This is a genomic window from Amycolatopsis sp. Hca4 (assembly GCF_013364075.1).
Taxonomy (GTDB): domain Bacteria; phylum Actinomycetota; class Actinomycetes; order Mycobacteriales; family Pseudonocardiaceae; genus Amycolatopsis.
On the sequence record NZ_CP054925.1, the window covers coordinates 10,856,942 to 10,881,608 of the forward strand.

Here is a 24,667-nt window from a genome sequence, read left to right on the forward strand (position 1 = left end):
CTGCTGTCCTTTCCGATCGGGGTGGCCGACCTCCCATTCAACCCGATGCCGGGGCGCGCAGGGCGGCACGGGCCCGGTCGACGAAGCCCGGCCCCGGCCACAGCTGGTCGGCCTGCGGAACCCGGTCGGCCAGATCGGGGTGCGGCAGCGTCGCCGCCGCCTCCCGGGTCTCGAGGACCTCCCGGCCAAGTTCGGCCCGCCGCTCGGGGGAGCAGGTGCGCCGGAGCTCACGCACGGCCGCCGGGCCTTCCTCGCGGACGTGCTGCCGGATGGCGCGGATCAGCCCGCCCAGCAGGCGCTCGAACCGCGTCTCCTGCGGGCCCACGCCTTCGAGCTGCCGCATCAGGCGATCCGCCTCGGCGAGCTCGCCACCGCCGTCGAGGTGGGGTTCTTCGGCGACCGAATGCCGGATCAGCGCCGCGATCAGGTGATCGGCGAGGTCCTTGCGGTTCTCGGGGCTGCCCTGGCCGAGCTCGAGCTCGGTGCAGAGCCGGTCGAGTTCGCGGTGGTCGCCGTCGAGGACGGTCGTCAGGTCGGTTGCGGGCTGGTTGCCGTTCATGCACTCTCCTGGTCCGGGCTGGGGTCCGCTCGGGTTCGGAGAAGGGGATACCCGCTGCTCCGGCGCCGAATCCCGTGTCGGCCGCGATCCGGACGGGTACCACTACGGGTAACCGAGGCCCAGGGAGGACGAACCATGACAGCGCCGTCGCGGGTGATCGAACGCGAACGCAAGTACGAGCTCGTCGCGGGCAGCGGCGTGCCTCGGCTGGTCGGCGTCGCCGGCGTCGAAGCGCAGGAAGACCCGGTCGAGCACGTCCTGGACGCCTCCTACTACGACACCGGGACGTTCCGGCTGGCCCGCGCCGGCATCACGCTGCGGCGGCGCGTCGGCGGGCCGGACGCGGGCTGGCACCTGAAGCTGCCCGTGTCGGCCGACGAGCGGCAGGAGCTGCAGCTGCCGCTGGGTGGCGACCCGCACAAGGTGCCCGGCCGGTTCCGGCGACTGGTGCAGGCGTACACGCTGGGGGAGAAGCTGGTGCCGATCGCGCACCTGCGGACCGACCGCTTCGCGCACCGGCTCGTCGGGGCCGGCGGCCGTACCGTCGCGGTGCTGACCGATGACCACGTGACCGGAGAGACCGGTGGGGAGACCGCGCGGCTCGACGAGTGGCGGGAGCTGGAACTCGAGCTGGATCCGTCGGCCGAGCCCGGGTTGCTGGACGAGTTCGACCGGGCGCTGGTCGCGGCCGGTGCGTCTGCCTCGCCCTGGTCTTCCAAGCTGCGGCGGCTTGTCGGGGACCGGGTTCAGCCTTCGGCTCGCCTCGGTGAGAAGCCGACGGCCGGGGATGTCGTCGTTGCCGCGTTGCGCGAGCACTACGGGCGGTTGCAGCGGTCCGACATCGGGGTTCGGGTGGATGCCGAGGACTCCGTGCACCAGCTGCGGGTGGCCATTCGGAAGCTGCGGAGCACCCTTCGGACTTTCGGGTCGATCGTCGATCGCCGGGAGACCGCTGTTCTGGTTTCCGAGCTGCAGTGGCTGGGGCGGGAGTTGTCGCCCTTCCGGGATACCGAGGTTGTCGAGGAGCGGTTGCGTCGGCAGCTTGATTCGTTGCCTTCCGAGCTGGTTTTCGGTCCGCTGCGGCAGTTTCTCACCCGGCACTTCGCCCGGGAAGCTGCGGAAGGGCGGGGCCGGGCTCTTGCCGCTTTGACCGGGAAGCGGTATTTGCGGTTGCTGCGGGGGCTGGATGTGGTTGTCGAAGATCCGCCGTTGACTCGGAAGGCGCGTAAGCCCGCCAAGGCCGGGTTGCGGAAGCCGTTGCGGAAGGCCGCTGCGAAGCTGCGCCGGGCCGAGGCCGGTGCTCGGGGGCTGTCCGGGGTCGAGCTCGAGGTTGCCTTGCACGATGTCCGGAAGAAGGCCAAGCAGGCTCGGTACGCCGGGGATCTTGTCAAGCCCGTTTATGGGAAGAAGGTCCGGGCCTGGCGGAAGAATGTGAAGGCTTTGCAGGGAACACTGGGGGAGCATCAGGATACTGTTGTCGGGCGGGAGGTTCTTCGGCAGCTTGCTGTTTCCGGGCATGGGGAAGGGCAGAATACTTTTACCTTCGGGGTGCTTTATGGGCGGGATTCTGCTCGGGCCGGTTCTCTTCGGGAGCGGTTCTCGGTTGAATGGGAGCGGGTTCGGGAAGGTAAGCGGCCTCGGTGGCTGAAGTGATGCCTTGAGCTTTTCGGATCTGCCGGATTCGGGTCTGCCGCGGCTTCCCCCACCGACCCGAACGCCGGATTGTTCAGCGGCCGAGAGGCTGTGTCAAGGCGGGAAAGCGTGCCTTGACACAGCCTCTCGGCCGCTGAGGCGGCTGCGTATCGGGTCGGCAGGGGGGTGTGGCCGGTGGGGCCTTTGGCTGCCCGTTCTTTCTTGAGGGCGTGGTCGCCTGTGTGCGCAGGCTGCTTTTGCTGCGTGGGGGCGAGGCGGGCTCAGCCTTCGCCGGTGAGCTTTCCGCGCAGCTGCTCCAACGTCTGTGACAGCAGACGGGACACGTGCATCTGGGAGATGCCCACCCGGTCTGCGATCTGCGTTTGCGTCAGGCCGCCGAAGAAGCGCATCACCAGGATTGCCCTCTCGCGCTTCGGTAGTTCCTGCAGGAGGGGCTGGAGTGCCTCGTGGTTCTCGACCATTGCCATCTCGTGGTCCGGCTCGCCCATCGTGTCCGCCAGGGACAGCGCCTCCGCGTCGTCGTGGACCGGCTTGTCCACCGACAACGCCTGGTACGCGTTGCCCGCCAGGAGACCTTCGCGGACCTCGTCCACGTCGAGGTTCAGGTGCTCCGCCAGCTCGGTCGGGGTCGGGGCGCGGCCCAGCCGCTGGGACAGCACCGCCGAGCCCTGGCTCAGCGAGAGGTGGAGCTCCTTCAACCTGCGGGGTACCCGGACCGACCAGCCCGTGTCGCGGAAGTGGCGGCGGACCTCGCCCATGATCGTCGGGACCGCGAACGACAGGAAATCGTGGCCCCGGGTGGGGTCGAAGCGGTCCACCGCGTTGATCAGGCCGATCCTCGCCACCTGGACCAGGTCCTCGCGGGGCTCGCCGCGGCCGGAGAACCTCGTGGCGATGTGCTCGGCCAGCGGGAGGAGCTCGGTCACCAGCTTGCTCCGGACGACCTCCCGCCGGGGGTCACCGGGTTGCAGCTCGCCCAGTTCCTCGAACAGCGGCTCGCAGTGGGCGTACTCGTCCGGGCGGTGGAGGAGGGTTTTTCGCTCGTTGCTCACGCGCTCGTTCCCGGGTTGAGCACCAGCTCGATCGTGACGATGCCCGCCCCTCCACCCGGAAGCACGTCACAGTGCGCGGTCACGGACTTGCTGAGAGTAGTCAGCACATGCCAGCCGAACGTGCGGTCGCTGGGCGGCCGCGGGTCGGTCGAGCGGGTCGAGACGATCACGTGCAGGCCGTCGGGGGCCAGGCGGAAGCGGCACTGCAGCTGGGCGCCGAGCTCGGCGAGCTGCACCAGCTGCGCGCACGCCTCGTCGACGGCCATCTTGGCGTCGGCGATGGCGTCCAGCCCGAAGTCCGCGCGCGAGACCACGCCGTGGGTCAGCATGCGGACCAGGGGGATCTGCTCCGCCATCGCGGGGAGGCGCAGCTCGACGAGTTCGTCGAGGAGCTCGTCGACCGTCGGCTTGCTGCCGAACGAGCTGTCGCTTCGAGTTTCTTCCATGCGAAAAGTACTACCCATCCGGTGTAATGCTGACACTTCGTGATCAGGGGTTTCGGAGACGGTCACCGGCCCAGCGCCCGTTCGAGCTCCTTCTTGGTCATCTTCGAGCGGCCTTCGATGTTCTTCTTCTTCGCTTCGTTGTAGAGCTGGTCCCTCGTCGGGCCGCCCGGGCCCTTCCGGTTGCCGGACCGCTCGCCGCCGCGCTGCTGCGGCGACTTGTCCTTCAGCGACGTCTTGCTGGCCTGCCGGGATTCACCCGACTGCGCGCGGTTCTTGTTCACCGTCCGGGCCGCGATCTCCTTGGCCCGTTTCGTGCTCGCGCCGCGGTCCTCGGCGGAGTCCTTGATGTGCTCGTACTGGCGTTCGCGCTTGCCGCTCCACGACTGAGGCATGCCGGCTCCCTTCGTCTCGCGGGGATGGGTACCCGCTGCCTCCCGGAGCAAACGTCGCGGTCGTGGTTGGTTACCGCGCGCTGTACCCGGGTACGCGCAGTTTCGACCGTGAGGAGGCGCCGATGCGGATCGGCTACACCCTGATGACCGAACAGGCGGGCCCGGGCGACCTGGTCCGGTTCGCCGCCGGCGCGGAGCAGGCCGGCTTCGATTTCGAGGTCATGAGCGACCACTACTCGCCATGGCTGGACGAACAGGGCCACGCGCCCTACGCGTGGGCCGTGCTCGGCGCGGTCACCCAGGTGACCGAACGCGCCGAGCTGATGACCTACGTGACCTGCCCGACCATGCGCTACCACCCGGCGGTGGTCGCGCAGAAGGCGGCGACCATCCAGGCCCTTTCCGGCGGCCGGTTCACCCTCGGCCTCGGGCGGGGGAGAACCTCAACGAGCACGTCATCGGCCGCGGCTGGCCGCCGGCCAACGTCCGGCACGAGATGCTCGCCGAGGCCGTGCAGATCATCGGCGGCCTGTTCGACGGCGGCTACTTCGACTACGAAGGCAAGCACTTCCGCGTCGACTCGGCGAAGCTGTGGGACCTGCCCGAGAAGCGCACGCCGATCGGCGTCGCGGTGTCCGGGTCGCAGTCGGTGCGGCGGTTCGCGCCGGTCGCCGACGCGATGATCGCCGTCGAGCCGAAGGCGGAGCTGTCCCAGGAATGGGACGCCACGAAGCTCGGTGGCGCGCCGAGCCGCAAGATCGGCCAGCTGCCGGTGTCGTGGGGCACCGACCGCGACGCCGCGGTGAAGCGTGCGCACGAGCAGTTCCGCTGGTTCGGCGGCGGCTGGAAGGTCAACGCCGAGCTGCCGGGACCGGCCGGGTTCGCCGGCGCGACGCAGTTCGTCCGCGAGGAGGACGTCGCCGGCTCGATCCCGTGCGGCCCGGACGTCGAGCCCATCGTCGAAGCCGTGCAGGAGTTCCGGAAAGCGGGCTTCACCGACGTGGCGCTGGTGCAGATCGGCGGTGACCAGCAGGAGGGCTTCCTCGACTTCGCCGAGAAGGAGCTGCTCCCGGCTCTGCGTGGGTAACGGCCTGCTCAGGCCGGTGCGGGGGCGGGCCGGTGCTCGGCGAGGGCCAAGCGCCGGTCCGCCCCGGTCACCCGCAGCGCCCGGCGGACCGCCGGGTTCGTCCCGGTGACCACCAGCAGCTCGGTGCCACCCTCCTGGGCCTGCAGGGCCGCGTGCAGCAGCACCCGCAGCCCCGCCACCCCGAGGAAGTCCACTTCGGACAGGTCGACCACCAGCCGCTCCGGCGTCGCCCACAGCCGGTCGGACAGCAGCGTGGCCAGGTGGCCGGCCGTCGCGCTGTCGAGGTCGCCGCGGGCGGTCACCAGTACCGCGTGCGGGGCGGGCCACGTCGTGCGCAGCCGCAGGTTCGGGTGCCGGGTGCGGAGGGGGTTCATGCCGGTTCGCCACCGTTCTGGTGCGGCGCGGCCGCAGCGCCGCGCTCCGGGGATGCGAGCGGCTGCTGGTTGAACCGTGTCACCGAGCCTGACCCCGGCGCCGCCGGCCCGCAACCGTCGTTGCTCCGAACGGGCGTGCGCCGCGCCGCGGCGGTGACCGCTCGTGCCCGGCGCGACCGGGATGCAGTAATGTCGCGCTGGACCCGTTAAAGCGCTAGCGGCCCACTAGTGGCGCGCGCCCGGGTCCTCCCTGGTTGAGAGCGCCCTGTTCGAAGAAAGAGGGGCGTCACCAGGATGACGGGCGGCCATGAGCAGCTCACCGCGCGGCTGGACGAAGTCACGCTCGCGATGGAGTCGCTGACCGCGATGCTGGACGGCGAGCTCGACCTCGGCCAGATGCTGCAGGCCGTGTGCGACCACGTCGTGCAGGTGGTGCCGGGCGCCGACATGGCCAGCATCACCCTGGTGCGCGACGGCGTGCCGGAGACGGTGGCCAGCACCGACCAGCGCGCGGTCAACTTCGACCGCGAGCAGTACCGCATCGGGGACGGGCCGTGCCTGCGCGCCGCCGAGACCGGACAGCCGGTCCGGGTCGGCGTCGGCGCGGTCGGGGACCTGTGGCCGCAGTTCGTCACGTCGGCCGAGCAGCTGGGCGTGGCCAGCTTCCTCGCCGCGCCGCTGACGGTGGACGAGGACATGTCCGGCGCGGTCAACCTCTTCGGCTTCGGCGAGCACGGCTTCAGCGAGCTGGGCACCAAGATCCTCGAGCTGTACACGGCGACGGTCGTCATCGGCCTGCGCAGCGCCCGCCGGTACTTCGCGGCCCGCGAGCTGGTCGACCAGCTGAACCGCGCGCTGGAGACCCGCGCGGTGATCGACCAGGCCAAGGGGATCCTGATGGCGGCCCACCGCATCACGGCCGAGGAGGCCTTCCAGCGCCTGGTGAAGCGATCCCAGGACGGCAACCGCAAGCTCCACGAGGTCGCCGCGGAGTTCGTGGCCGCGGTCGCCACCACCGCCTGACGCACCGCCCGCGTGCCTGGGCGGTCGGCTCGCGTACCTGGACGGTCGGCTCGCGTACCTGGACGGTCGGGCCGCGTACCTGCAAGGTCGGACAGCAAGCCGACCGTCCCGGTACGCAGTCCGACCCTTCGGGTACGCGGGCCGACCGGCTGGGTACGCAGGCCGACCCTCCAGGTACGGAGGTCGACCGGCTGGGCCGGGCGGGTCAGCCGGCGGGGACTTCGTCGGGGGGTGCGTCGGACTCGACCGGGGCCGGTTCCGGGCGGTGCTTGCTGCGCTGGCACGTCGTGCAGACCAGGGTGCGGCCCAGCACCGTGCCGTCGTCGGCGACCACCTGGGCCACGTGCATCGTCGGGAAGCCGCAGACCTCGCAGGGCAGTGAGCCGTCTTCGCGGCTGATGCGGAGCTGGGTGCCCATCCGGCCTCCTGCTGTGACGTGAGTCTCACCACCTTGCCCGTGTCCGCGGCCCAACCCGGCCGAATTCACTCGTTCGGCCTAGTCGTGCCGGATCTTCGGTGACACCTGTGTCGCCCGCGGTGAACCTGGGTAACCCGCCCGCGAACCACCCGCCGGAGGGAGCGAAACATGCGAGACAAGCGGAACGACCTGCGGCCGGTGTCGGACCTCCTGGTCGACGGCACCGACTCGCCGGAGCTGGAGCACGTGCGCCACAAGGCCGCGCTGGCCGTGGCGGCGCGGGCGAAGGACCCCGAGGACTGCGCGCGGCTGCTGGAGATGCTGGGCCTGCACCGGAGCGGCCGCCGCAGCAGCGACGTCGCCTGAGCGCGGGGAGGACGACATGGCCCGACCGGTGTGGAGCGGCGCGCTGAGCCTGGGTCTGGTCACCGTGCCGGTGGAGCTGTACCCGGCGGTGGCGGACCACACGATCCACTTCCACCAGTTCGAGCGCGGCACGTCGGACCGGATCCGCAACCGCCGCGTCAACGAGCGGACCGGCGAAGAGGTCACCCAGGGCGAGATCGTCAAGGGCTACGACCTCGGCGGCGGCGACCACGTACTCGTCGAACCGGACGAGCTCGACGAGATCGCGCCCGAGCGCTCGCGCCGGATCGACATCGAGCAGTTCGTCGAGCTCGACGAGATCGACCCGTGGTTCTTCGACAAGACGTACTGGCTCAAACCGGCGAAGGAGGACTTCGCCAAGGCGTACGGCCTGCTGCTGCAGGCGATGGACCGCAGCGAGAAGGCCGGCGTCGCGAAGTTCGTGTTGCGCGGCAAGGAGTACCTCGCCGCCGTCCGGGCCGGCGAGGACGTCATGGTGCTCAACACGCTGCACTTCGTCGCCGACCTGCGGAAGCCGAAGGACGTCATGGGGGAGCTGCCGTCCCTGCCGAAGCCGCGGCCCAAGGAACTCGACATGGCGCTCGCGCTGGTCGACGAGATGACCGCGCCGTGGAAGCCCGAGGACTACCGCGACGAGTACTCGAAGCGCGTCGAAGAGCTGATCAAGGCGAAGGAAGCCGGCAAGGAGATCGCCCACGAGGAGGAGCCGGAGCCCTCCGCCGACGTCGTCGACCTGTTCGAGGCGCTCTCGCGCAGCGTGAAGAACCGCAAGAGCGGCGGCCAGGAACCGAAGAAGAAGGCCGCGAAGAAGCCGAAGCAGCCGGAACTGGCCGAGCTGTCGAAGTCCGACCTCGACAAGCTGGCCCGCGAGCAGGGCGTGAAAGGCCGGTCGAAGATGACGCGCGCCGAGCTGGAGAAGGCCCTGAAGGCGTCGTGAACGGTTACCGCAGCAGTTTCGCCGCGGCCCGCAGATCGGCGACGAAGCCCGCGTAGGCGTCTTCGCGGTCCGGTGCCCGGAGCACCGCCGACGGGTGGACCGTCGCCACGGCCGAGGGCACCAGGCCGGCCAGGTCCTCCGGCGGCTCCACCGGCTCGCCGCGGTGGGCGGTGAGCCGGAACTTCGGGCCCAGCAACGACTGCGCGGCCGTCGCGCCCAGCAGCAGCACCAGCTCCGGGCGCACCGCGCGCAGCTCGGCCAGCAGCCACGGGCGGCAGGCGACCACCTCGGTCCGGTCCGGCTTCTGGTGGATCCGGCGCTTGCCGCGCTCGTCGCGCTTGAACTTGAAGTGCTTGACCGCGTTGGTGACGTACAGCGATCCCCGATCGAAGCCCGCTTCTTCGAAGGCACGGTCCAGCAGCTTCCCGGCGGGTCCGACGAACGGCTCGCCCGCCAGGTCCTCCTTGTCGCCCGGCTGCTCGCCGACGACGAGGACCCGCGCCCCGGCCGGGCCTTCGCCGAAGACGGTCTGGGTGGCGTCCTGGAAGAGGTGACAGCCCTGGCAGCCGGACGCCGCCGACCGCAACCGGTCGAGATCGGTGGTGTCCGGCGGCTCGGCACCGCGGGAATCCGGCATGTGGCGGGAAATTCCCCCTCCGGTACGGGGTAAACCCGCCCGGCCGGGGTAGCCGGAGGGCAACGGACCGGAAGGAAGGAGTTCAGGATGACCACCGCACGCGACATCATGACTCCGGACGCGACCTGCGCCCGCGAGTCCGACACCGTGCACGACGCCGCGGTCACGATGGCGCAAAAGGACGTCGGCGCCCTGCCGATCTGCGGCGAGGACAACCGGCTCAAGGGCATGATCACCGACCGCGACATCGTGGTGAAGGTGCTGGCCGAAGGCAAGGACCCGCGCGCCCTGCACGTCGGCGAGCTCGCCCAGGGCGAGGTCGTGACGATCGGCGCGGACGACGACGCGCAGGAGATCCTGCGCACGATGTCCGAGCACCGGGTCCGCCGGCTGCCGGTGATCGACGGGCACGAGCTGGTCGGGATCGTCGCCCAGGCCGACGTGGCCAGGGCGCTGTCGAACCCCAGCACCGGCGAGCTGGTCGAGGCCCTTTCCTACGACTGATCCCGCCCCGCACACCGAACGGCCGCCCGTGGCGACACGGGCGGCCGTTTCGTGTGTGTCAGGCTTGGTCCGCCGTCGGCGCAATGTCCTCAGTGGACTCCCGCGCCGACTCGGCGTGGGCGATGTGCCAGGCCACCAGCGCGCCCGCGCTCACTGTGCCCCAGAGCACCAGTTCGGCGTCGCGGGCGAAGAGGCCGACGACGAGCATCACCACCGCGGTGATGTCGCACAGCACCAGCAGCAGGGGCCACCGCCGGAGCGAGCGCAGCTTGCGGCCGCTGAAGGCGGCGGCGAACGCGGGATCGCTCGCCTGCAGCTCCGCCTCGATCTCGCGCAGGACGTGGCGTTCACGGTCCGGGAGCATGGGGGGCCTCCTCGCCTCGGCTATCGGACTGGATACCCGGTTTCCCGGCTTCCGAAGCGGGAAAGTCAGTGGTTGTCGCGGGGGATGCCCTTGGTCGCGGCGATCCGCTGGTAGGCCACGGCCGGGCGCAGCACCATGCCGTCGCACAGCTGGTCGACCATCGACCGCTGGATCTCCTGCCACGGCGTCTGCGATTCCGGCACCGGGTAGCCGCCCGCCTCGGCCAGCTCCCGGTGGCGTCGCGCGAGTTCGTCGTCGGGGATCAGCACGTCCGCGGTGCCGGCGTCGAGGTCGATCCGGACCCGGTCCCCGGTCCGCAGCACGGCGAGCCCGCCACCGGCCGCGGCTTCGGGGGAGGCGTTGAGGATCGACGGCGAGCCGGAGGTGCCCGACTGGCGGCCGTCGCCGAGGCACGGCAGCTCGTGCACGCCCCGCTTGATCAGCGCCGCGGGCGGCCGCATGTTGACCACCTCCGCCGAGCCCGGGTAGCCGAGCGGGCCGGTGCCGCGCATCACCAGCAGCGTGTGCTCGTCGACGCCGAGATCCGGGTCGTCGATGCGCGCGTGGTAGTCCTCGGGACCGTCGAACACGACCGCGGTGCCTTCGTAGACGCCCCCGGCCAGGTACCGCCGCCGGAACTCCGGCGAGATCACGCTGGACTTCATGATCGCCGCGTCGAACAGGTTGCCCTTCAGCACGAGGAAGCCGGCATCCGGGGTGAGGGCGGTGTCGAAGGTCCGGATGACGTCCCGGTCGCCGGCTTCGGCGTCGCGGCAGTTCTCGCCGAGGGAGCGGCCGTTGACGGTCGGCGCGTCCTCGTGGATCAGCCCGTGCCGCATCAGCTCGTGCACCACGGCCGGGACGCCGCCGGCGCGGTGGAACTCCTCGCCGAGGTACTTGCCCGCGGGCTGCAGGTCGACCAGCAGCGGGACGGCGTGCCCGAGCCGCTGCCAGTCCTCGAGCGGCAGGTCCACGCCGACGTGCCGGGCGATCGCGCCGAGGTGGATCGGGGCGTTGGTCGAGCCGCCGATCGCGGAGCTCACGACGATGGCGTTCTCGAACGCCTCACGCGTCAGGATGTCCGACGGCTTGAGGTCTTCGCGGACCAGCTCGACGATCCGCAGCCCGCTCCGGTAGGCCATCCGCGCCCGGTCGCGGTGCGGCGCGGGGATGGCGGCGCAGCCGGGCAGGCTCATCCCGAGGGCTTCGGCGAGCGCGTTCATCGTCGAGGCCGTGCCCATCGTGTTGCAGTGCCCGGGGGAGGGCGCCGAGGACGCGACGAGCTCCATGAACCCGGCGTCGTCGATCTCGCCGGCGGCGAGCAGCTCCCGCGCCTTCCAGATGATGGTGCCCGAGCCGGTGCGCTCGCCCTTGAACCAGCCGTTGAGCATCGGGCCCCCGGAGAGCACGATGGCCGGGATGTCCACGGTCGCGGCGGCCATCAGGCACGCCGGGGTGGTCTTGTCGCAGCCGGTGGTGAGCACGACGCCGTCGATGGGGTAGCCGTAGAGCGTCTCGACCAGGCCGAGGTAGGCGAGGTTCCGGTCGAGGGCCGCGGTCGGGCGCTTGCCGGTCTCCTGGATGGGGTGCACCGGGAACTCGATGGCGATCCCGCCCGCCTCGCGGATGCCTTCGCGCGTCCGGTGCGCCAGCTGCAGGTGGTGGCGGTTGCAGGGGGTGAGGTCGGAGCCGGTCTGCGCGATCCCGATGATCGGCTTGCCGGACTGCAGCTCCTCCCGGGTGACGCCCCAGTTCATGTACCGCTCGAGGTAGAGCGCGGTCATCCCGGGGTCGGCGGGGTTGTCGAACCAAGCTTCGCTGCGCAGTCCCATACCGGCCAGTCTGGCGGCGCGGTTCGCGGAATGCACGTACTCGCGGGCTGCGGTGCGGGACTTGTCCGGGCCGGAGGTCCTCGGCCGCGACGGGTCGCGGCCGGCGCAGCGAGGACCGCGTCGGCCGCGAAGGCCGGCGCCCGGGCCGCCGCCGAGAACCTGGTGCTTGCCACGAGCAGCCGAGGCCGCGGCGCGGTTCGCGGAATGCACGTACTCGCGTCCGTGGAGGCCACCCGCGCCGGTGGCCTCCACGGTTCGCGGTCAGCCCAGGCCGTTGAGGCCGATCACCCGGGAGTACCAGTGGGCACTCTGCTTGGGTGTCCGCCGCTGCGTCGCGTAGTCCACGTGGACCAGGCCGAACCGCTTCGCGTAGCCCTCGGCCCACTCGAAGTTGTCCAGCAGCGACCAGTAGAAGTACCCGCGCAGGTCGACGCCCGCCTGGATCGCGTCGTGCGCGGCCCGCAGGTGGGAGTCGAGGAACGCGACGCGGTCGGTGTCGACGATGTCGCCGCCGTCGGAGACCACGTCGGGGTAGGCCGCTCCGTTCTCCGTGATGTACAGCGGTACCGAGCGGTAGCCGCGGTGCACCTGCAGGAGGGACTCGGTCAGCCCGGCCGGCTGGACCTCCCAGCCCGAGTCGGTGCGAGGGGCCGCCGGGTCCGGGACGAAGTGCACGTCGGCGGCGCCCACCCACTCCGGGCCCGCCGGCTCGCTGCCCGGCACCGGGCGGCCCGCGACGCGGTAGTCGCGGTAGTAGTTCACGCCCAGCCAGTCGACGTGCGCGGCGATGACCGCCGCGTCCTCGTCGCGGACCACCTCGCCGAGGCCGAACGGCTCGAGGTCGGCGACCAGGTCGTCCGGGTAGCCGCCGCGCAGCACCGGGTCGAGGAACAGCCGGTTCTGCAGGCCGTCGATCCGCCGGGCCGCCGCGACGTCGGCGACGTTCGCCGGGTCGTGCGGCGCGACCGGGTACAGGTTCAGCGTGATGCCGGCCTGGGTGCCCGGGGCGTGCCGCCGGATGATGTCCATCGCCAGGCCGTGGCCCAGCAGCAGGTGGTGCGTGGCGGCGACGGCCGCCGGGTGGTCGGTGCGGCCGGGCGCGTGGATGCCGCCCGCGTAGCCGAGCATCGCCGCGCACCACGGCTCGTTGAGCGTCGACCAGCTGGCGACGCGGTCGCCCAGCCGCTCCAGCACGGTCTCGGCGTACTCGGCGAACCGGTAGGCGGTGTCCCGGTTCGCCCAGCCGCCCTGCTCCTCCAGCGTCTGCGGCAGGTCCCAGTGGTAGAGCGTCGCCCACGGCTGGATCCCGGACTCGAGCAGGCAGTCGACCAGGCGGTCGTAGAAGGCCAGCCCGGCGGTGTTCGCCTCGCCGCCGTCCGGCCGCACCCGCGGCCAGGCCAGCGAGAACCGGTAGGCCCCGAGGTTGAGCCGGCGCATCAGCCCGACGTCTTCGGAGTACCGCCGGTAGTGGTCGGCCGCCGGTTCGCCGTTGTCGCCGCCCCGGACCGCACCCGGGCGGCGGGCGAAGGCGTCCCAGACCGAGTCGGTGCGCCCGTCGGCCGTCGTGGCCCCTTCCACCTGGAAGGCCGCGGTGGCGGCGCCCCAGACGAAGCCGGGCGGGAACATCAACGCGGTCTCTGCCCGGACGTTCTCGGCCCGAACGCTGTCGGGATGTACGGACATGTTCACCCTTTCACGGCACCTTGCATGATCCCGGCCACGATCTGGCGGCCGAGGAGGACGAAGACGATGAGGATGGGGATGGTGGCCAGAGTCGTGCCGGCCAGGACGAGCGAGTAATCGACGTAGTAGCCGCTCTGCAGCTTCTCCAGGGCCACCTGGACGGTGGGGTTGCCGGCGTCCAGCACGACGAGCGGCCACAGGAAGTCGTTCCACGACATCATGAACGTGAACATCGCGAGGATCGCCGCGGCCGGGCGCACCGCGGGCATGCAGACGTTCCAGAAGATCCGGATCATGCTGCAGCCGTCGACGCGCGCGGCCTCGATGAGCTCGTACGGCAGAGCGTCCACTGTGTACTGACGCATCCAGAACACCCCGAACGCGGTGACCAGGTTGGGCACGATCACCGCCTCGAGGTGCCCGGCCCAGCCCAGCTCCGACATCGCGATGAACAGCGGGATGATGCCGAGCTGGGTCGGCACGGCGAGCGTGACGACGATGAACACGAACAGCCCGTTCTTCCCGCGGAACCGCAGCTTGGCGAAGGCGAACCCGGCCAGCGACGAGAACAGCACCGTGGTCAGCGTGACCGTCCCGGAGACGATGACGCTGTTGGCCAGCGCCTTCCAGAACGGCACGCTGTCGAACACGCGCTGGGCGTTCGCGAAGAAGTTCCCGCCGGGCAGGAACGGCGGGATGCGCTCGGTGAGCACCCCGTTGTCGCGGCTGGCCACCAGGAACGACCAGTAGAACGGGAACAGCGAGCCGAGCACGAAGATCGCCAGCACGACGTAGGTCGCCTTGCGCGGCCTGCCGAGCGTGGCGACGCTCTTGCGCAGCCCGGTCTGGAGGGTTGTCATTTCTTCTTCACCGCCGGAGTACGCGCGAGCCGGCCGGTGAGGAAGAAGTTCACCAGCGCGATGAGCACGATGACGAGGAACAGCACCCAGGCGATCGCCGAGGCGTAGCCGAGGCTCGAGTTCTCGAACGCCATCTGGTACAGGTACAGCGTCACGGTCTGGAACTGGTTGGTCGAACCGCCGTTGTTCGACCCCGGCATGGCGTCGAACAGCTTGGGTTCGGTGAAGATCTGCAGGCCGCCGATCGTCGAGGTGATGGTGACGAAGATCAGCGTCGGCTTCAGCAGGGGCAGCGTGACGTTGAAGAACCGGCGCCACAGGCCCGCGCCGTCGATCAGCGCCGCCTCGTGGAGCTCCTTCGGGATGGCCTGCATGGCCGCCAGCACGATCAAGGCGTTGTAGCCGGTCCAGCGCCAGTTCACCATGATCGCGATGGCCACGTGGCTGGCGAACCGGTTGGCCTGCCAGTCGATCGGGTCCAGCCCGAGGGTCTGCAGCACGCCGTTGATCAGCCCGTACTTCGAGCCGAACAGGTTGGCGAAGATGATCCCGATCGAGACGAGGCTGGCCGCGTACGGGAGCAGGATGCCGACCCGCCAGCCGGTCGCACCGCGCAGCCGGGCACCGAGCAGCGCGGCCAGCATCACCGCGATGATCAGCTGCGGAACGCTGGAGAGCAGGAAGATGCTGATCGTGTTGACCAGCGCGTTCCAGAACTGCGAGTCGGCGAACAGGTCCTTGTAATTGTCGAGGCCGATGAAGTCCGGGTCGTCACCCCCGGCCTTCCACTTGAACAGCGAAACGTAAGCGGTGTAGAGCAGCGGGAACAGGCCGACGATCCCGAACACGATGAAGAACGGTGCGACGTAGAGGTACGGCGACACCTTGACGTCCCACCGGCTCAACCGGTGACGGAAGGTGGGCCGGGGAGACACCCGCTCCCCGGCCTTACTCCCTTCTGGCGCGACCTTGTCGATGACGGTCATCAGCTCAGCGCGTGATCTTCTTCGCGGACTCGACCATCTGGTTCCAGCCGTCCGCGGCCGACTTGCCCTGCTCGACCGCCTGCAGGGCCGGGCTCGAGGCGTTTTCCTGGATCTGGCCGTCGCCGGGGCCCTTGTACTGCGGCTTCTGGACCTTCTTGGCCTGCTCGGCGAACAGCTCACCGATCTTGGCGCCGCCGAAGTAGGCGTCGGTCTGGCTGAGCAGGGCCGGGTCGGTCAGCGCCTTGACCTGGCTGGGGAAGTTGCCCTTCGCCTGGAACGCCTTGATCTGCTGCTCCGGCGCGGTCAGCCACGCGGCCAGCTCGGCGGCTTCCTTCGGGTGCTTCGACTGGGTCGGCACGGTCAGGTACGAGCCACCCCAGTTGCCGCCGCCGCCCGGGAAGGCCGCGGTGACGGCCCACTTGTTCGCGTTCTCCGGGCCCGCCTGCTCCTTGATCACGCCGAGCATCCAGGACGGGCACACCTTCGTGGCGAACGCGCCCTGCTTGAAGCCGGTGTTCCACTCGGGGCTGAACGCGGTGAGCTTGGCGGACTCGCCCTTGGCGACCGCGTCGGTCACCTTGGTCCAGGCGTCCTTGATGCCCTGGTTGGTCTCGACGGCCAGCTTGTCGTCGGTGTTGATGTAGCCCTCGGGCAGCTGGTTGACCATGGCGTTGAAGTTCTGCGCGGCCGAGTCGAACCAGGCCTTGCCGGTCTTCTTCGAGTAGTCCGCGCCGGCCTGGAAGTAGCTGTCCCAGGTGGCGAACAGCGGCTTGACGGCTTCGGGGTCGTCCGGCAGGCCGGCGTTCTTGAACATGTCCTTGCGGTAGCACATCGCGAGCGGCCCGATGTCGGTGCCGTAGCCGATGACCTTGCCGTCCTTGGTCTTGGCGGCGTCGTACTTCCAGCCGAGCCAGCGGTCGGGGGAGGCGTCGGCAGGCCCGATCTTGCTCAGGTCGTTGAACTTCGACCCCTTGTCGAGGAAGTCCGACAGGTGGCCCTCTTCCAGCGCCGTGACATCGGCGAGGCCCGAGCCGGCGGCCAGCTTGGTGGTGAGCTCCTGGTGGTAGGGGCCGCCCTGACCGGTCTTGCGGTGGGTGATCTTGATGTTGGGGTGCAGCCGCTCGTACTCCGGGATGAGGGCCTCGTAGCCGAACTCGGTGAAGGTGGCCAGCGTCAGGTCGACGTGCTCGTTGGGAGCCGCCGCGGCCGGGGTCTGCTGGTCACCACCGCCTCCGTTGCAGGCCGTGGCGCCGAGCGCCGTCATCGTGATGCCCAGTGCCAGGACCAGGCTGTTCCGGATCGTTCTCACGTGTCCAACCACCTTGTTGACGGGAATGAGCGCTCTCACTGCTGGGAGCCGATCTGGGAGCGCTCCCAGGTGTGGCAGAGTCTGCTGGGGGTGTTCACCCGTGTCAAGGGGTTGTAACCGGAGCGTTTCCTGCGAGGAGCGCTCCCGGACGCGCGGGGGCGTGAACGTTAAGCTGAGACGGTCAGAGTTGCAGAGGGTGAGCGAGGGCGGTGCCGTGGGGCCTCGAGCAGGCGATGAAGAACGGCCGACACTGGAGGACGTCGCGGCGTTCGCCGGCGTTTCGCGGTCGACGGCGTCGCGGGCGTTGAACGACGACGCCTACGTCAGCGCGGCGGCGCGGGAGAAGGTCCTCGCCGCGGCCCGCGACCTGGGCTATTCGCCGAACCAGGCGGCCCGCTCGCTGGTCACGCGCCGCACCGGCGCGGTCGCGGTGGTGCTGTCGGAGCCGGAGTCACGGCTGCTCGACGACCCGTACCGCGCCGCCGTCATGCGGGCCGGCTACCGCGAGCTGGCCGACGTCGGCCGCCAGATGGTGCTGATCTTCAGCGACATCCGCGAAGACCTGAGCCGCACGGTCCGGTTCCTCGAGGGCGGCCACGTCGACGGCGCGCTGGTGTTCGCGCCGCACCGGGCCGACCCGCTGCCCAAGGCGCTGCGGCTGCTGCGCATCCCGGTGGTGTTCGGCGGCCAGGCGGCCGGCATCCGCCGGGGCGTGCACGTCGTCGACTTCGACAACGAGGGCGGCGCCCGCCTGGCCGTCCAGCACCTGGTCGCGGCCGGGCGGCGGCGGATCGCCACGATCGCGGGGCCGCAGGACCAGAGCGCCCCGATCGACCGGCTCGCCGGCTGGCGCAAGACCCTCCTCGACGCCGGGCTCGACCCCGCCGACCTGGCCGAAGAGGCCGACTTCACCCTTTCGGGCGGCGCGAACGCGATGTCGGCCCTGCTGAGCAGGCACCCCGACCTCGACGCGGTGTTCGTCGCGAGCGACATGATGGCGGTGGGGGCGTTCCGCACGCTCGGCGCGACCGGCCGGCGCATCCCCGACGACGTCGCGGTGGTCAGCTTCGACGACAACGCCACCTTGGCCCCGGCCATGGACCCGCCGCTGACGTCGGTTCACCAGGACCCCCGCGAGCAGGTCCACGCGATGGTGGAAACCCTGATGCAGCTGCTCGACGACCAGAACCTGAAGCCGCGGCAGCACATCCTCCCGGTCTCCCTGGCGGTCCGCGCCTCGAGCTGACCCCGCCCGTGTCGTCCACCCGGATGCGCGTGTCGTCCGTCGGGGCACGCGTGTCGTCCGGCTGCGTCCGGGCGGCCGTCGTGCCGCACCGGACGACACTTGTCCATGGGTGGACGACACGCGTACCGGAATGGACGACACGCCGCCATGACTCGATGGGTGGGAACGTTCCGGCCCGAGATGCACGCCTTTGGCGGTAAACGGCGTTTTCTCGGTACTTTAGGTGACCGATTTGCTGGGCTGAACGGGTGATGGCGCACCTTAAGGGTGCGGCTGTTCAGGAGCGTTCAGTTGTCCGGCGCTCGCCGGGCGCGCAAGTGTGACATCCGCGGTCGCGGTGTCCTTCTGACTCGATTCTTTACATCCAGGTTTCCGGCTGGCTACCGTCTGCGCCTGGAAGCGCTCCCAGATCGCTGGCTCCCTACGGACAAAGGAGTTCCGCAGCCATGCGTTCCTCTCCTCGAAAGCGCGCCCGTGCGCTGGCACTGGCCTCGGCCGTGCTGGCGGTCACGGGCGCGGTGGTCGCCCCACCACCGGCGCTCGGCGCCGACATCGCCTGTTCCGTCACCTACACCACCAACGACTGGGACACCGGGTTCACCGCCAACGTCTCGCTGCGCAACGACGGAGCTCCGTTCGACAGCTGGAAGGTCGGCTGGACGTTCCTGGACGGCCAGAAGGTCCAGCAGGGCTGGAGCGCCACCTTCGCCCAGTCCGGCGCCGCGGTGACCGCGACGAACCTGTCCTACAACGGCCACCTGGGCACCGGGGCCAGCACGTCGTTCGGGTTCAACGGCTCCAAGGGCTCGGCCAACCGGCCGCCGACGGACTTCTCGGTCAACGGCACCGCGTGCACCGGCGCCAACAAGGCGCCGACGGTCACCCTGACCGCGCCGTCCTCGACCGGCACCTACTACGCCCCGGCGACGATCCCGCTGGCCGCGACGGCCGCCGACAGCGACGGCACGGTGAGCAAGGTCGAGTTCTACGCCGGTGACACGCTGCTGGCCACCGACACGGCCGCGCCGTTCGAGGGCAGCTGGGGCAACGTCCCGGCCGGCACCTATTCGATCACCGCGAAGGCCTACGACAACAAGGGCGCGAGCACGACCTCCAGCCCGGTCAGCGTGAAGGTGCTCTCCGGGCCGACGATCGTGGCCACCCCGGCGACCGCGCAGGTCAAGCAGGGCGGCACGACGACGTTCGCCGTCTCCCTCGCCGGCGCCCCGTCCGCGCCGGTCACCGTCGCCGTCGCGCGCACGGCCGGGAGCACGGACCTCACCGCGTCCCCGGCGAGCCTGACGTTCACGGCGTCGAACTGGAACGTGCCGCAGAACGTCACGGTCGCCAGCGCCGACAACGGCGGCGACCTGGGCAGCGCGACCTTCACCGCGAGCAGCAGCGGCTACACCGCGGCCACCGTGACGGTCAAAGAGATCTCGTCGTCCACTTCGGACTACCAGCTCGCGTTCCTCACGCAGTACAACAAAATCAAGGACCCGAACAACGGGTACTTCCGCAAGTTCGGCAACATCCTGGTGCCCTACCACTCGATCGAGACGCTGATCGTCGAGGCGCCGGACCACGGCCACGAAACGACGTCGGAGGCGTTCAGCTACTACCTCTGGCTGGAGGCGTCCTACGGCCGGGTGACCGGTGACTGGGCCCCGTTCAACCAGGCGTGGACGTCGATCGAGACGTACGCGATCCCGTCGGCGGCCGACCAGCCGGGCAACTCCGGCTACAACGCCAGCAAGCCGGCCACCTACGCCGCGGAGTACCCGAGCCCGAAGAACTACCCGTCGCAGCTGCAGTCCAACGTCTCGGTCGGGGCCGACCCGATCGCGGCGGAGCTGAAGGCGGCCTACGGCTCGCCGGACGTCTACGGCATGCACTGGCTGCTCGACGTGGACAACATCTACAAGTTCGGCCACTGCGAGGACGGCACCAACACCGCGCCGGCGTTCATCAACACCTTCCAGCGCGGCTCGCAGGAATCGGTGTGGGAGACGGTCACCCAGCCCAGCTGCGACCTGCTGAAGTTCGGCGGCAAGAACGGGTACCTCGACCTGTTCACCGGGGACTCCTCCTACGCCAAGCAGTGGAAGTACACCGACGCCCCCGACGCGGACGCCCGGGTCGTGCAGGTGGCCTTCCAGGCCGAGAAGTGGGCACAGGCCCAGGGCAAGAGCGCCGATGTCGCGGCCGTGCTGAAGAAGGCCTCGAAGATGGGCGACTACCTGCGGTACTCGCTGTTCGACAAGTACTACAAGAAGATCGGCAACTGCGTCGGCGCCTCGAGCTGCCCGGCCGGCACCGGCAAGGAGAGCGAGCACTACCTGATTTCGTGGTACTACGCGTGGGGCGGCTCGGCCGACACGGCCAGCTCCTGGGCGTGGCGGATCGGCGACGGTGCGGCGCACCAGGGGTACCAGAACCCGCTGGCCGCGTACGCGTTGTCCGCCGATGCGGGCCTGAAGGTCACTTCGTCGACCGGTGCCACCGACTGGGCGACCAGCCTGAACCGGCAGATGGAGTTCCTGCAGTGGCTGCAGTCGTCCGAAGGCGGCCTCGCCGGCGGCGCGACCAACAGCTGGGACGGCCAGTACGGCACCCCGCCCGCGGGCACGCCGACGTTCTACGGGATGTACTACGACTGGCAGCCGGTCTGGCACGACCCGCCGAGCAACCAGTGGTTCGGCTTCCAGACGTGGGGCATGGAACGGATCGCCGAGTACTACCAGGCGACCAACGACCCGCGGGCCAAGAAGATCCTCGACAAGTGGGTGCCCTGGGCGATCGCGAACACCACGGTCGGGGCGGGTGGCAGCTTCCAGATCCCGTCCGACCTGACCTGGAGCGGCGCGCCGGACACCTGGAACGCCACCAGCCCGGGTGCGAACACCGGCCTGCACGTCGCGGTGAAGAACTACAGCCAGGACGTCGGGGTCGCGGCCTCGCTCGCCAAGACGCTGCTCTACTACGCGTCCGGGTCGAGCAACGCCCAGGCCAAGACGGTCGGGGAGCAGCTGCTGAACGCCCTGTCGGCGAACACCGACACCAAGGGCATCGCGGTGCCGGAGACCCGGTCGGACTACGACCGGTTCGACGACAAGTACAACGCCACCACCGACCAGGGGCTGTACGTGCCCTCCGGCTGGACCGGCACCATGCCGAACGGCGACGCGATCAACTCCAGCTCCACGTTCCTGTCCATCCGGTCGTTCTACAAGAACGACCCGCAATGGCCGAAGGTCCAGGCCTACCTGGACGGCGGGGCCGCGCCGACGTTCACCTACCACCGGTTCTGGGCGCAGTCGGAGATCGCCACGGCGTTCGCCGCGCACGTCGCCCTGTTCGGCTGAGAGGCACTTGATGAAGCGACTGCTCTCGCTGGTGGTCGCCGCACTGGTCGGGGGCGCCGTTCTCACGGCGTCCCCGGCCACCGCGGCCCCCGAAAGCACGGCCGCGGCCGGGACCGGCACCGGGTTCTGGCACGCGTCCGGATCCCGGCTGTTCGACTCGACCGGTGCGCCGGTCCGGATGACCGGGATCAACTGGTTCGGTGCGGAGACGGCCAACTACTCGCCGCACGGGCTGTGGAGCCGCAACTACCGGGACATGCTCGACCAGATGGCCGGGCTCGGGTACAACACGCTGCGGCTGCCGTACTCGAACCAGCTGTTCGACGCCGGGTCCGCACCGGTCAGCATCGACCAGGTGGCGAACCCGGACCTGCAGGGCCTGTCCGGCCTGCAGGTGCTCGACAAGATCGTCGCCTACGCCGGCACCAAGGGCATGCGCGTGCTCCTGGACCGGCACCGGCCGGACTCCGGCGCGCAGTCCCCGCTCTGGTACACCGGCGCCTACTCGGAAAGCCGGTGGATCTCCGACTGGACGATGCTGGCCCAGCACTACCAGGGCAACCCCACGGTGATCGGCGCGGACCTGCACAACGAACCGCACTCGATCCAGGGTGGCGGGGGCGCGTGCTGGGGCTGCGGCGACACCGCGACCGACTGGCGGCTCGCCGCCGAACGGGCAGGCAACGCGGTGCTCGCGGCGAACCCGGACTGGCTGATCGTGGTCGAAGGCGTCGATTGCGTCGCCGGCACCGGCGATCCGGAGTGCGGCTGGTGGGGTGGCAACCTCTCCGGGGCGAAGCAGTTCCCGGTGCGGCTGTCCAAGCCGGACAAGCTGGTGTACTCCGCGCACGAGTACGCGACGTCGGTGTTCGCCCAGAAGTGGTTCTCCGACCCGGCGTTCCCGGCGAACCTGCCCGCGCTGTGGGACCACTTCTTCGGCTACCTGCAGAAGCAGAACATCGCGCCGGTGCTGCTCGGCGAGTTCGGCTCGACGCTCGCCGACCCGCGCGACAAGGTCTGGCTGCAGGAGCTGATGAAGTACGCCGGCACCGGCACGTCCGGGATGAGCTTCACCTACTGGTCGTGGAACCCGAACTCGGGCGACACCGGCGGCATCCTCAACGACGACTGGACCACGGTCAACCAGACCAAGCAGGCGATCCTGCAGCCGTACCTGATCCCGCCGGTGGGCTCGGGCGGCGGCACGACCGACCCGCCGCCCGCGGCGAGCTGCGCGGTCACCTACCACGTCGACAACACCTGGCAGGGCGGCTTCACGGCCACCGTGACGCTGAAGAACACCGGCAGCCCGGCGCTGAAGAACTGGGCGCTCGGCTGGACCGTCCCGTCCGGGACGCAGATCACCGGCGGCTGGAACGCGACCGTCACGCAGTCCGGGCAGCAGGCGACGGCGAAGGCCCCCACCTGGGCGCCCGACCTCGCCGGCGGTGCCTCGGTGGCGATCGGCGTCCAGGCGACCGGCCCCTCGACCGGCACGCCGGGCGGCTTCGCCGTCGGCGCGACCGCCTGCACCACCTGACCCACCCCACCGAACAACCAAAAGGAGCGCACTCGATGAAGAGTGAATTCTGGTCCGCGAAGAGGAAGTCACGGTTCGCCGTGGCCTCCTCGGTGACGGCGGCGGCGATGACCGCCGGATTGCTGGTGGCCGGGGGCAGTCCGGCGGGCGCCGCCACCGGCTGCAAGGTCACCTACACGGTCAACCAGTGGGACACCGGCTTCACCGCGAACATCGCCGTGACCAACCTGGGCGACGCGGTTTCCTCCTGGAACGTCGAATGGGACTTCGGCGGCAACCAGCAGGTGCAGCAGGGCTGGAGCGCCACGTTCAGCCAGAGCGGCAAGCACGTGAGCGCGAAGAACCCGTCGTGGGGCGGGAACCTGGGCACGAACGCGACGGCCAGCTTCGGCTTCAACGGCTCGTACTCGGGCACGAACGCCATCCCGACGTCGTTCTCGCTCAACGGCGCCCACTGCGACGGCACGCCGACGACCACGACGCCGACCACGCCGACGACGACCCCCACGACGCCGACCACCCCGACGACACCGACCACCACGCCCACCACCCCGACGACGGTCACCACGACGCCGCAGCCCGGGACCCATGTGGACAATCCGTACGCCGGGGCCAAGGGGTACGTGAACCCGGACTGGTCGGCGGAGGTGAGCGCGGCGGCCGCGGCGAAGGGCGGCACGCTCGGCGCCCAGATGGCCAAGGTGGCCAACACCTCCACCGCGGTGTGGCTGGACCGGATCGCCGCGATCGCCGGCACGGCGGACTCCCGGGGCCTGCGCGGGCACCTGGACGCGGCGCTGGCCCAGGCGAGCGGCGGCACGCCGGTGACCATCCAGATCGTCGTCTACGACCTGCCGAACCGCGACTGCGCGGCGCTGGCGTCCAACGGTGAGCTGAAGGCCTCCCAGAACGGCCTGGCCCGGTACAAGAGCGAGTACATCGACCCGATCGCGTCGATCCTGTCCGACGCGAAGTACGCGCCGCTGCGGGTCGTGGCGATCGTCGAGCCGGACTCGCTGCCGAACCTGATCACGAACACCTCGATGGCGGCGTGCGCGGAAGCGCAGTCCAGCGGGGTGTACACGCAGGGCATCCAGTACGCGCTGAACAAGCTGCACGCGATCTCCAACGTCTACAACTACCTGGACATCGCGCACTCGGCCTGGCTGGGCTGGGACAGCAACTTCCAGCCGTTCGTCAACCTGGTCAAGCAGACCCTGCAGGGCACCACGGCCGGCGTGAACAGCATCGACGGCTTCATCAGCGCCACGGCCAACTACACGCCGCTGACCGAGCCGAACCTGCCCGACCCGAGCCTCACCGTCGGCGGGCAGCAGCTGAAGTCGGCGACGTTCTACCAGTGGAACCCGTACTTCGCGGAGGTCCCGTTCGCCACCGCGATGTACAACGCGTTCGTCGCGGCCGGCCTGCCCAGCGGCATCGGCATGCTGGTCGACACCTCGCGCAACGGCTGGGGCGGGTCCGCCCGGCCCAGCGGGGCGTCGGGCTCCACTGTGGACGCCTACGTGAACTCGGGCCGGATCGACCGGCGGCTGCACCGCGGCAACTGGTGCAACCAGAGCGGAGCGGGCCTGGGCGTCCGGCCGACGGTGGCGCCCCAGGCGCACTTCGACGCCTACGTCTGGATCAAGCCGCCGGGTGAGTCCGACGGCGCGAGCCAGCAGATCCCGAACGACGAAGGCAAGGGCGCGGACCCGATGTGCGACCCGACCTTCCACGGCACCCAGCAGGCCAACGGCGGCAACCTGACCGGCGCGCTGCCGAACGCCCCGCTGTCGGGCAAGTGGTTCGAAGCCCAGTTCGAGGAACTGGTCCAGAACGCCTACCCGCCGGTGTCGTGAGGCTCCTCCGGACGCCGGCTGTCTCCCGGCTGCGGAACGCAGCCGAGGGGCGGCCGGACCGGAGCGGGGCTCGTTGAGACCCCGGGCCGGGCGGTGCCGCGCAGCCGCCGCCCGGCCCGGCCTCCACCACGGCGGCAGCCGCGGCCCGTCC

The 24,667-nt window shown here is 70.2% G+C and carries 22 protein-coding genes and 1 pseudogene; 10 read left to right on the forward strand and 13 right to left on the reverse strand.

Annotation, left to right across the window (positions count from 1 at the left end; translation table 11 throughout):
• Positions 1-37 precede the first annotated feature (37 nt).
• Positions 38-559: a hemerythrin domain-containing protein gene (locus HUT10_RS49300; protein WP_176177518.1), complete on the reverse strand. Its 522-nt coding sequence runs from the start codon at positions 557-559 to the stop codon at positions 38-40.
• Positions 560-694: 135 nt separating this feature from the next.
• On the opposite strand from HUT10_RS49300, the gene HUT10_RS49305 reads away from it, so the two are divergent.
• Positions 695-2,212: a CYTH and CHAD domain-containing protein gene (locus HUT10_RS49305; RefSeq protein WP_176177519.1), complete on the forward strand. Its 1,518-nt coding sequence runs from the start codon at positions 695-697 to the stop codon at positions 2,210-2,212.
• Positions 2,213-2,472: 260 nt separating this feature from the next.
• Here the strand turns inward: HUT10_RS49305 and HUT10_RS49310 are convergent, their stop codons facing one another.
• The 3 genes from HUT10_RS49310 to HUT10_RS49320 all read right to left on the reverse strand — a co-directional run bounded on the left by HUT10_RS49310 (position 2,473) and on the right by HUT10_RS49320 (position 4,102).
• Entirely contained in the window at positions 2,473-3,264 is a 792-nt protein-coding gene (locus HUT10_RS49310) for a SigB/SigF/SigG family RNA polymerase sigma factor (RefSeq protein WP_176177520.1), read from the reverse strand.
• Entirely contained in the window at positions 3,261-3,710 is a 450-nt protein-coding gene (locus HUT10_RS49315; RefSeq protein ID WP_176177521.1) for an ATP-binding protein, read from the reverse strand. The genes HUT10_RS49310 and HUT10_RS49315 overlap by 4 nt, the downstream gene beginning before the upstream one ends.
• A 62-nt stretch (positions 3,711-3,772) precedes the next feature.
• Positions 3,773-4,102, reverse strand: a complete 330-nt coding sequence (locus tag HUT10_RS49320) for a plasmid stabilization protein (protein WP_176177522.1) — start codon at positions 4,100-4,102, stop codon at positions 3,773-3,775.
• A gap of 122 nt (positions 4,103-4,224) precedes the next feature.
• On the opposite strand from HUT10_RS49320, the pseudogene HUT10_RS49325 reads away from it, so the two are divergent.
• A pseudogene (locus tag HUT10_RS49325) lies at positions 4,225-5,189 on the forward strand (LLM class F420-dependent oxidoreductase).
• Between the two features lie 8 nt (positions 5,190-5,197).
• Here the strand turns inward: HUT10_RS49325 and HUT10_RS49330 are convergent.
• Positions 5,198-5,563: an STAS domain-containing protein gene (locus tag HUT10_RS49330; protein WP_176177523.1), complete on the reverse strand. Its 366-nt coding sequence runs from the start codon at positions 5,561-5,563 to the stop codon at positions 5,198-5,200.
• A gap of 294 nt (positions 5,564-5,857) precedes the next feature.
• Here HUT10_RS49330 and HUT10_RS49335 point away from each other — a divergent pair, with 294 nt between their 5' ends.
• Entirely contained in the window at positions 5,858-6,586 is a 729-nt protein-coding gene (locus tag HUT10_RS49335) for an ANTAR domain-containing response regulator (protein WP_176177524.1), read from the forward strand.
• A gap of 205 nt (positions 6,587-6,791) precedes the next feature.
• On the opposite strand, the gene HUT10_RS49340 is transcribed toward HUT10_RS49335, so the two are convergent.
• Positions 6,792-7,004: a hypothetical protein gene (locus HUT10_RS49340; protein WP_176177525.1), complete on the reverse strand. Its 213-nt coding sequence runs from the start codon at positions 7,002-7,004 to the stop codon at positions 6,792-6,794.
• 168 nt (positions 7,005-7,172) lie between these two features.
• Between HUT10_RS49340 and HUT10_RS49345 the strand changes: the two genes are divergently transcribed.
• The gene (locus HUT10_RS49345) at positions 7,173-7,370 is read left to right on the forward strand and encodes a hypothetical protein (RefSeq protein WP_176177526.1); all 198 of its coding nucleotides are present in this window, start codon (positions 7,173-7,175) and stop codon (positions 7,368-7,370) included.
• A gap of 16 nt (positions 7,371-7,386) precedes the next feature.
• Complete coding sequence (locus HUT10_RS49350; RefSeq protein WP_176177527.1) at positions 7,387-8,328, forward strand: Ku protein; 942 nt, start codon at positions 7,387-7,389, stop codon at positions 8,326-8,328.
• A gap of 4 nt (positions 8,329-8,332) precedes the next feature.
• On the opposite strand, the gene HUT10_RS49355 is transcribed toward HUT10_RS49350, so the two are convergent.
• Positions 8,333-8,965, reverse strand: coding sequence for a UdgX family uracil-DNA binding protein (locus tag HUT10_RS49355; RefSeq protein WP_176177528.1), 633 nt, complete (start codon positions 8,963-8,965; stop codon positions 8,333-8,335).
• An 87-nt stretch (positions 8,966-9,052) separates the two neighbouring features.
• On the opposite strand from HUT10_RS49355, the gene HUT10_RS49360 reads away from it, so the two are divergent.
• Positions 9,053-9,469, forward strand: a complete 417-nt coding sequence (locus tag HUT10_RS49360) for a CBS domain-containing protein (RefSeq protein WP_176177529.1) — start codon at positions 9,053-9,055, stop codon at positions 9,467-9,469.
• Between the two features lie 58 nt (positions 9,470-9,527).
• Here the strand turns inward: HUT10_RS49360 and HUT10_RS49365 are convergent, their stop codons facing one another.
• From HUT10_RS49365 to HUT10_RS49390, 6 genes are all read right to left on the reverse strand, one after another.
• Positions 9,528-9,833: a DUF3040 domain-containing protein gene (locus tag HUT10_RS49365; protein ID WP_176177530.1), complete on the reverse strand. Its 306-nt coding sequence runs from the start codon at positions 9,831-9,833 to the stop codon at positions 9,528-9,530.
• 65 nt (positions 9,834-9,898) lie between these two features.
• Positions 9,899-11,665: an IlvD/Edd family dehydratase gene (locus HUT10_RS49370; RefSeq protein ID WP_176177531.1), complete on the reverse strand. Its 1,767-nt coding sequence runs from the start codon at positions 11,663-11,665 to the stop codon at positions 9,899-9,901.
• Positions 11,666-11,926: 261 nt separating this feature from the next.
• Positions 11,927-13,348, reverse strand: a complete 1,422-nt coding sequence (locus HUT10_RS49375; RefSeq protein ID WP_176177532.1) for a GH1 family beta-glucosidase — start codon at positions 13,346-13,348, stop codon at positions 11,927-11,929.
• A gap of 2 nt (positions 13,349-13,350) precedes the next feature.
• Positions 13,351-14,208 (reverse strand): carbohydrate ABC transporter permease, encoded by an 858-nt coding sequence (locus HUT10_RS49380; protein WP_176177533.1) that lies wholly within the window; start codon positions 14,206-14,208, stop codon positions 13,351-13,353.
• Positions 14,205-15,194, reverse strand: coding sequence for a carbohydrate ABC transporter permease (locus HUT10_RS49385; RefSeq protein WP_176177534.1), 990 nt, complete (start codon positions 15,192-15,194; stop codon positions 14,205-14,207). Before HUT10_RS49385 ends, HUT10_RS49380 begins: the two co-directional genes overlap by 4 nt.
• A 4-nt stretch (positions 15,195-15,198) precedes the next feature.
• Positions 15,199-16,503: an extracellular solute-binding protein gene (locus tag HUT10_RS49390; protein WP_176177535.1), complete on the reverse strand. Its 1,305-nt coding sequence runs from the start codon at positions 16,501-16,503 to the stop codon at positions 15,199-15,201.
• Positions 16,504-16,753: 250 nt separating this feature from the next.
• Here HUT10_RS49390 and HUT10_RS49395 point away from each other — a divergent pair, with 250 nt between their 5' ends.
• From HUT10_RS49395 to HUT10_RS49410, 4 genes are all read left to right on the forward strand, one after another.
• On the forward strand, positions 16,754-17,749 hold the full coding sequence (locus HUT10_RS49395) for a LacI family DNA-binding transcriptional regulator (RefSeq protein WP_176178423.1): 996 nt from the start codon (positions 16,754-16,756) through the stop codon (positions 17,747-17,749).
• A 446-nt stretch (positions 17,750-18,195) separates the two neighbouring features.
• Positions 18,196-21,114, forward strand: a complete 2,919-nt coding sequence (locus HUT10_RS49400) for a glycoside hydrolase family 48 protein (RefSeq protein WP_176177536.1) — start codon at positions 18,196-18,198, stop codon at positions 21,112-21,114.
• 10 nt (positions 21,115-21,124) lie between these two features.
• Positions 21,125-22,654: a cellulase family glycosylhydrolase gene (locus HUT10_RS49405; protein ID WP_176177537.1), complete on the forward strand. Its 1,530-nt coding sequence runs from the start codon at positions 21,125-21,127 to the stop codon at positions 22,652-22,654.
• Between the two features lie 35 nt (positions 22,655-22,689).
• Positions 22,690-24,516 (forward strand): glycoside hydrolase family 6 protein, encoded by a 1,827-nt coding sequence (locus HUT10_RS49410; protein WP_176177538.1) that lies wholly within the window; start codon positions 22,690-22,692, stop codon positions 24,514-24,516.
• The last annotated feature ends 151 nt before the right edge of the window (positions 24,517-24,667 follow it).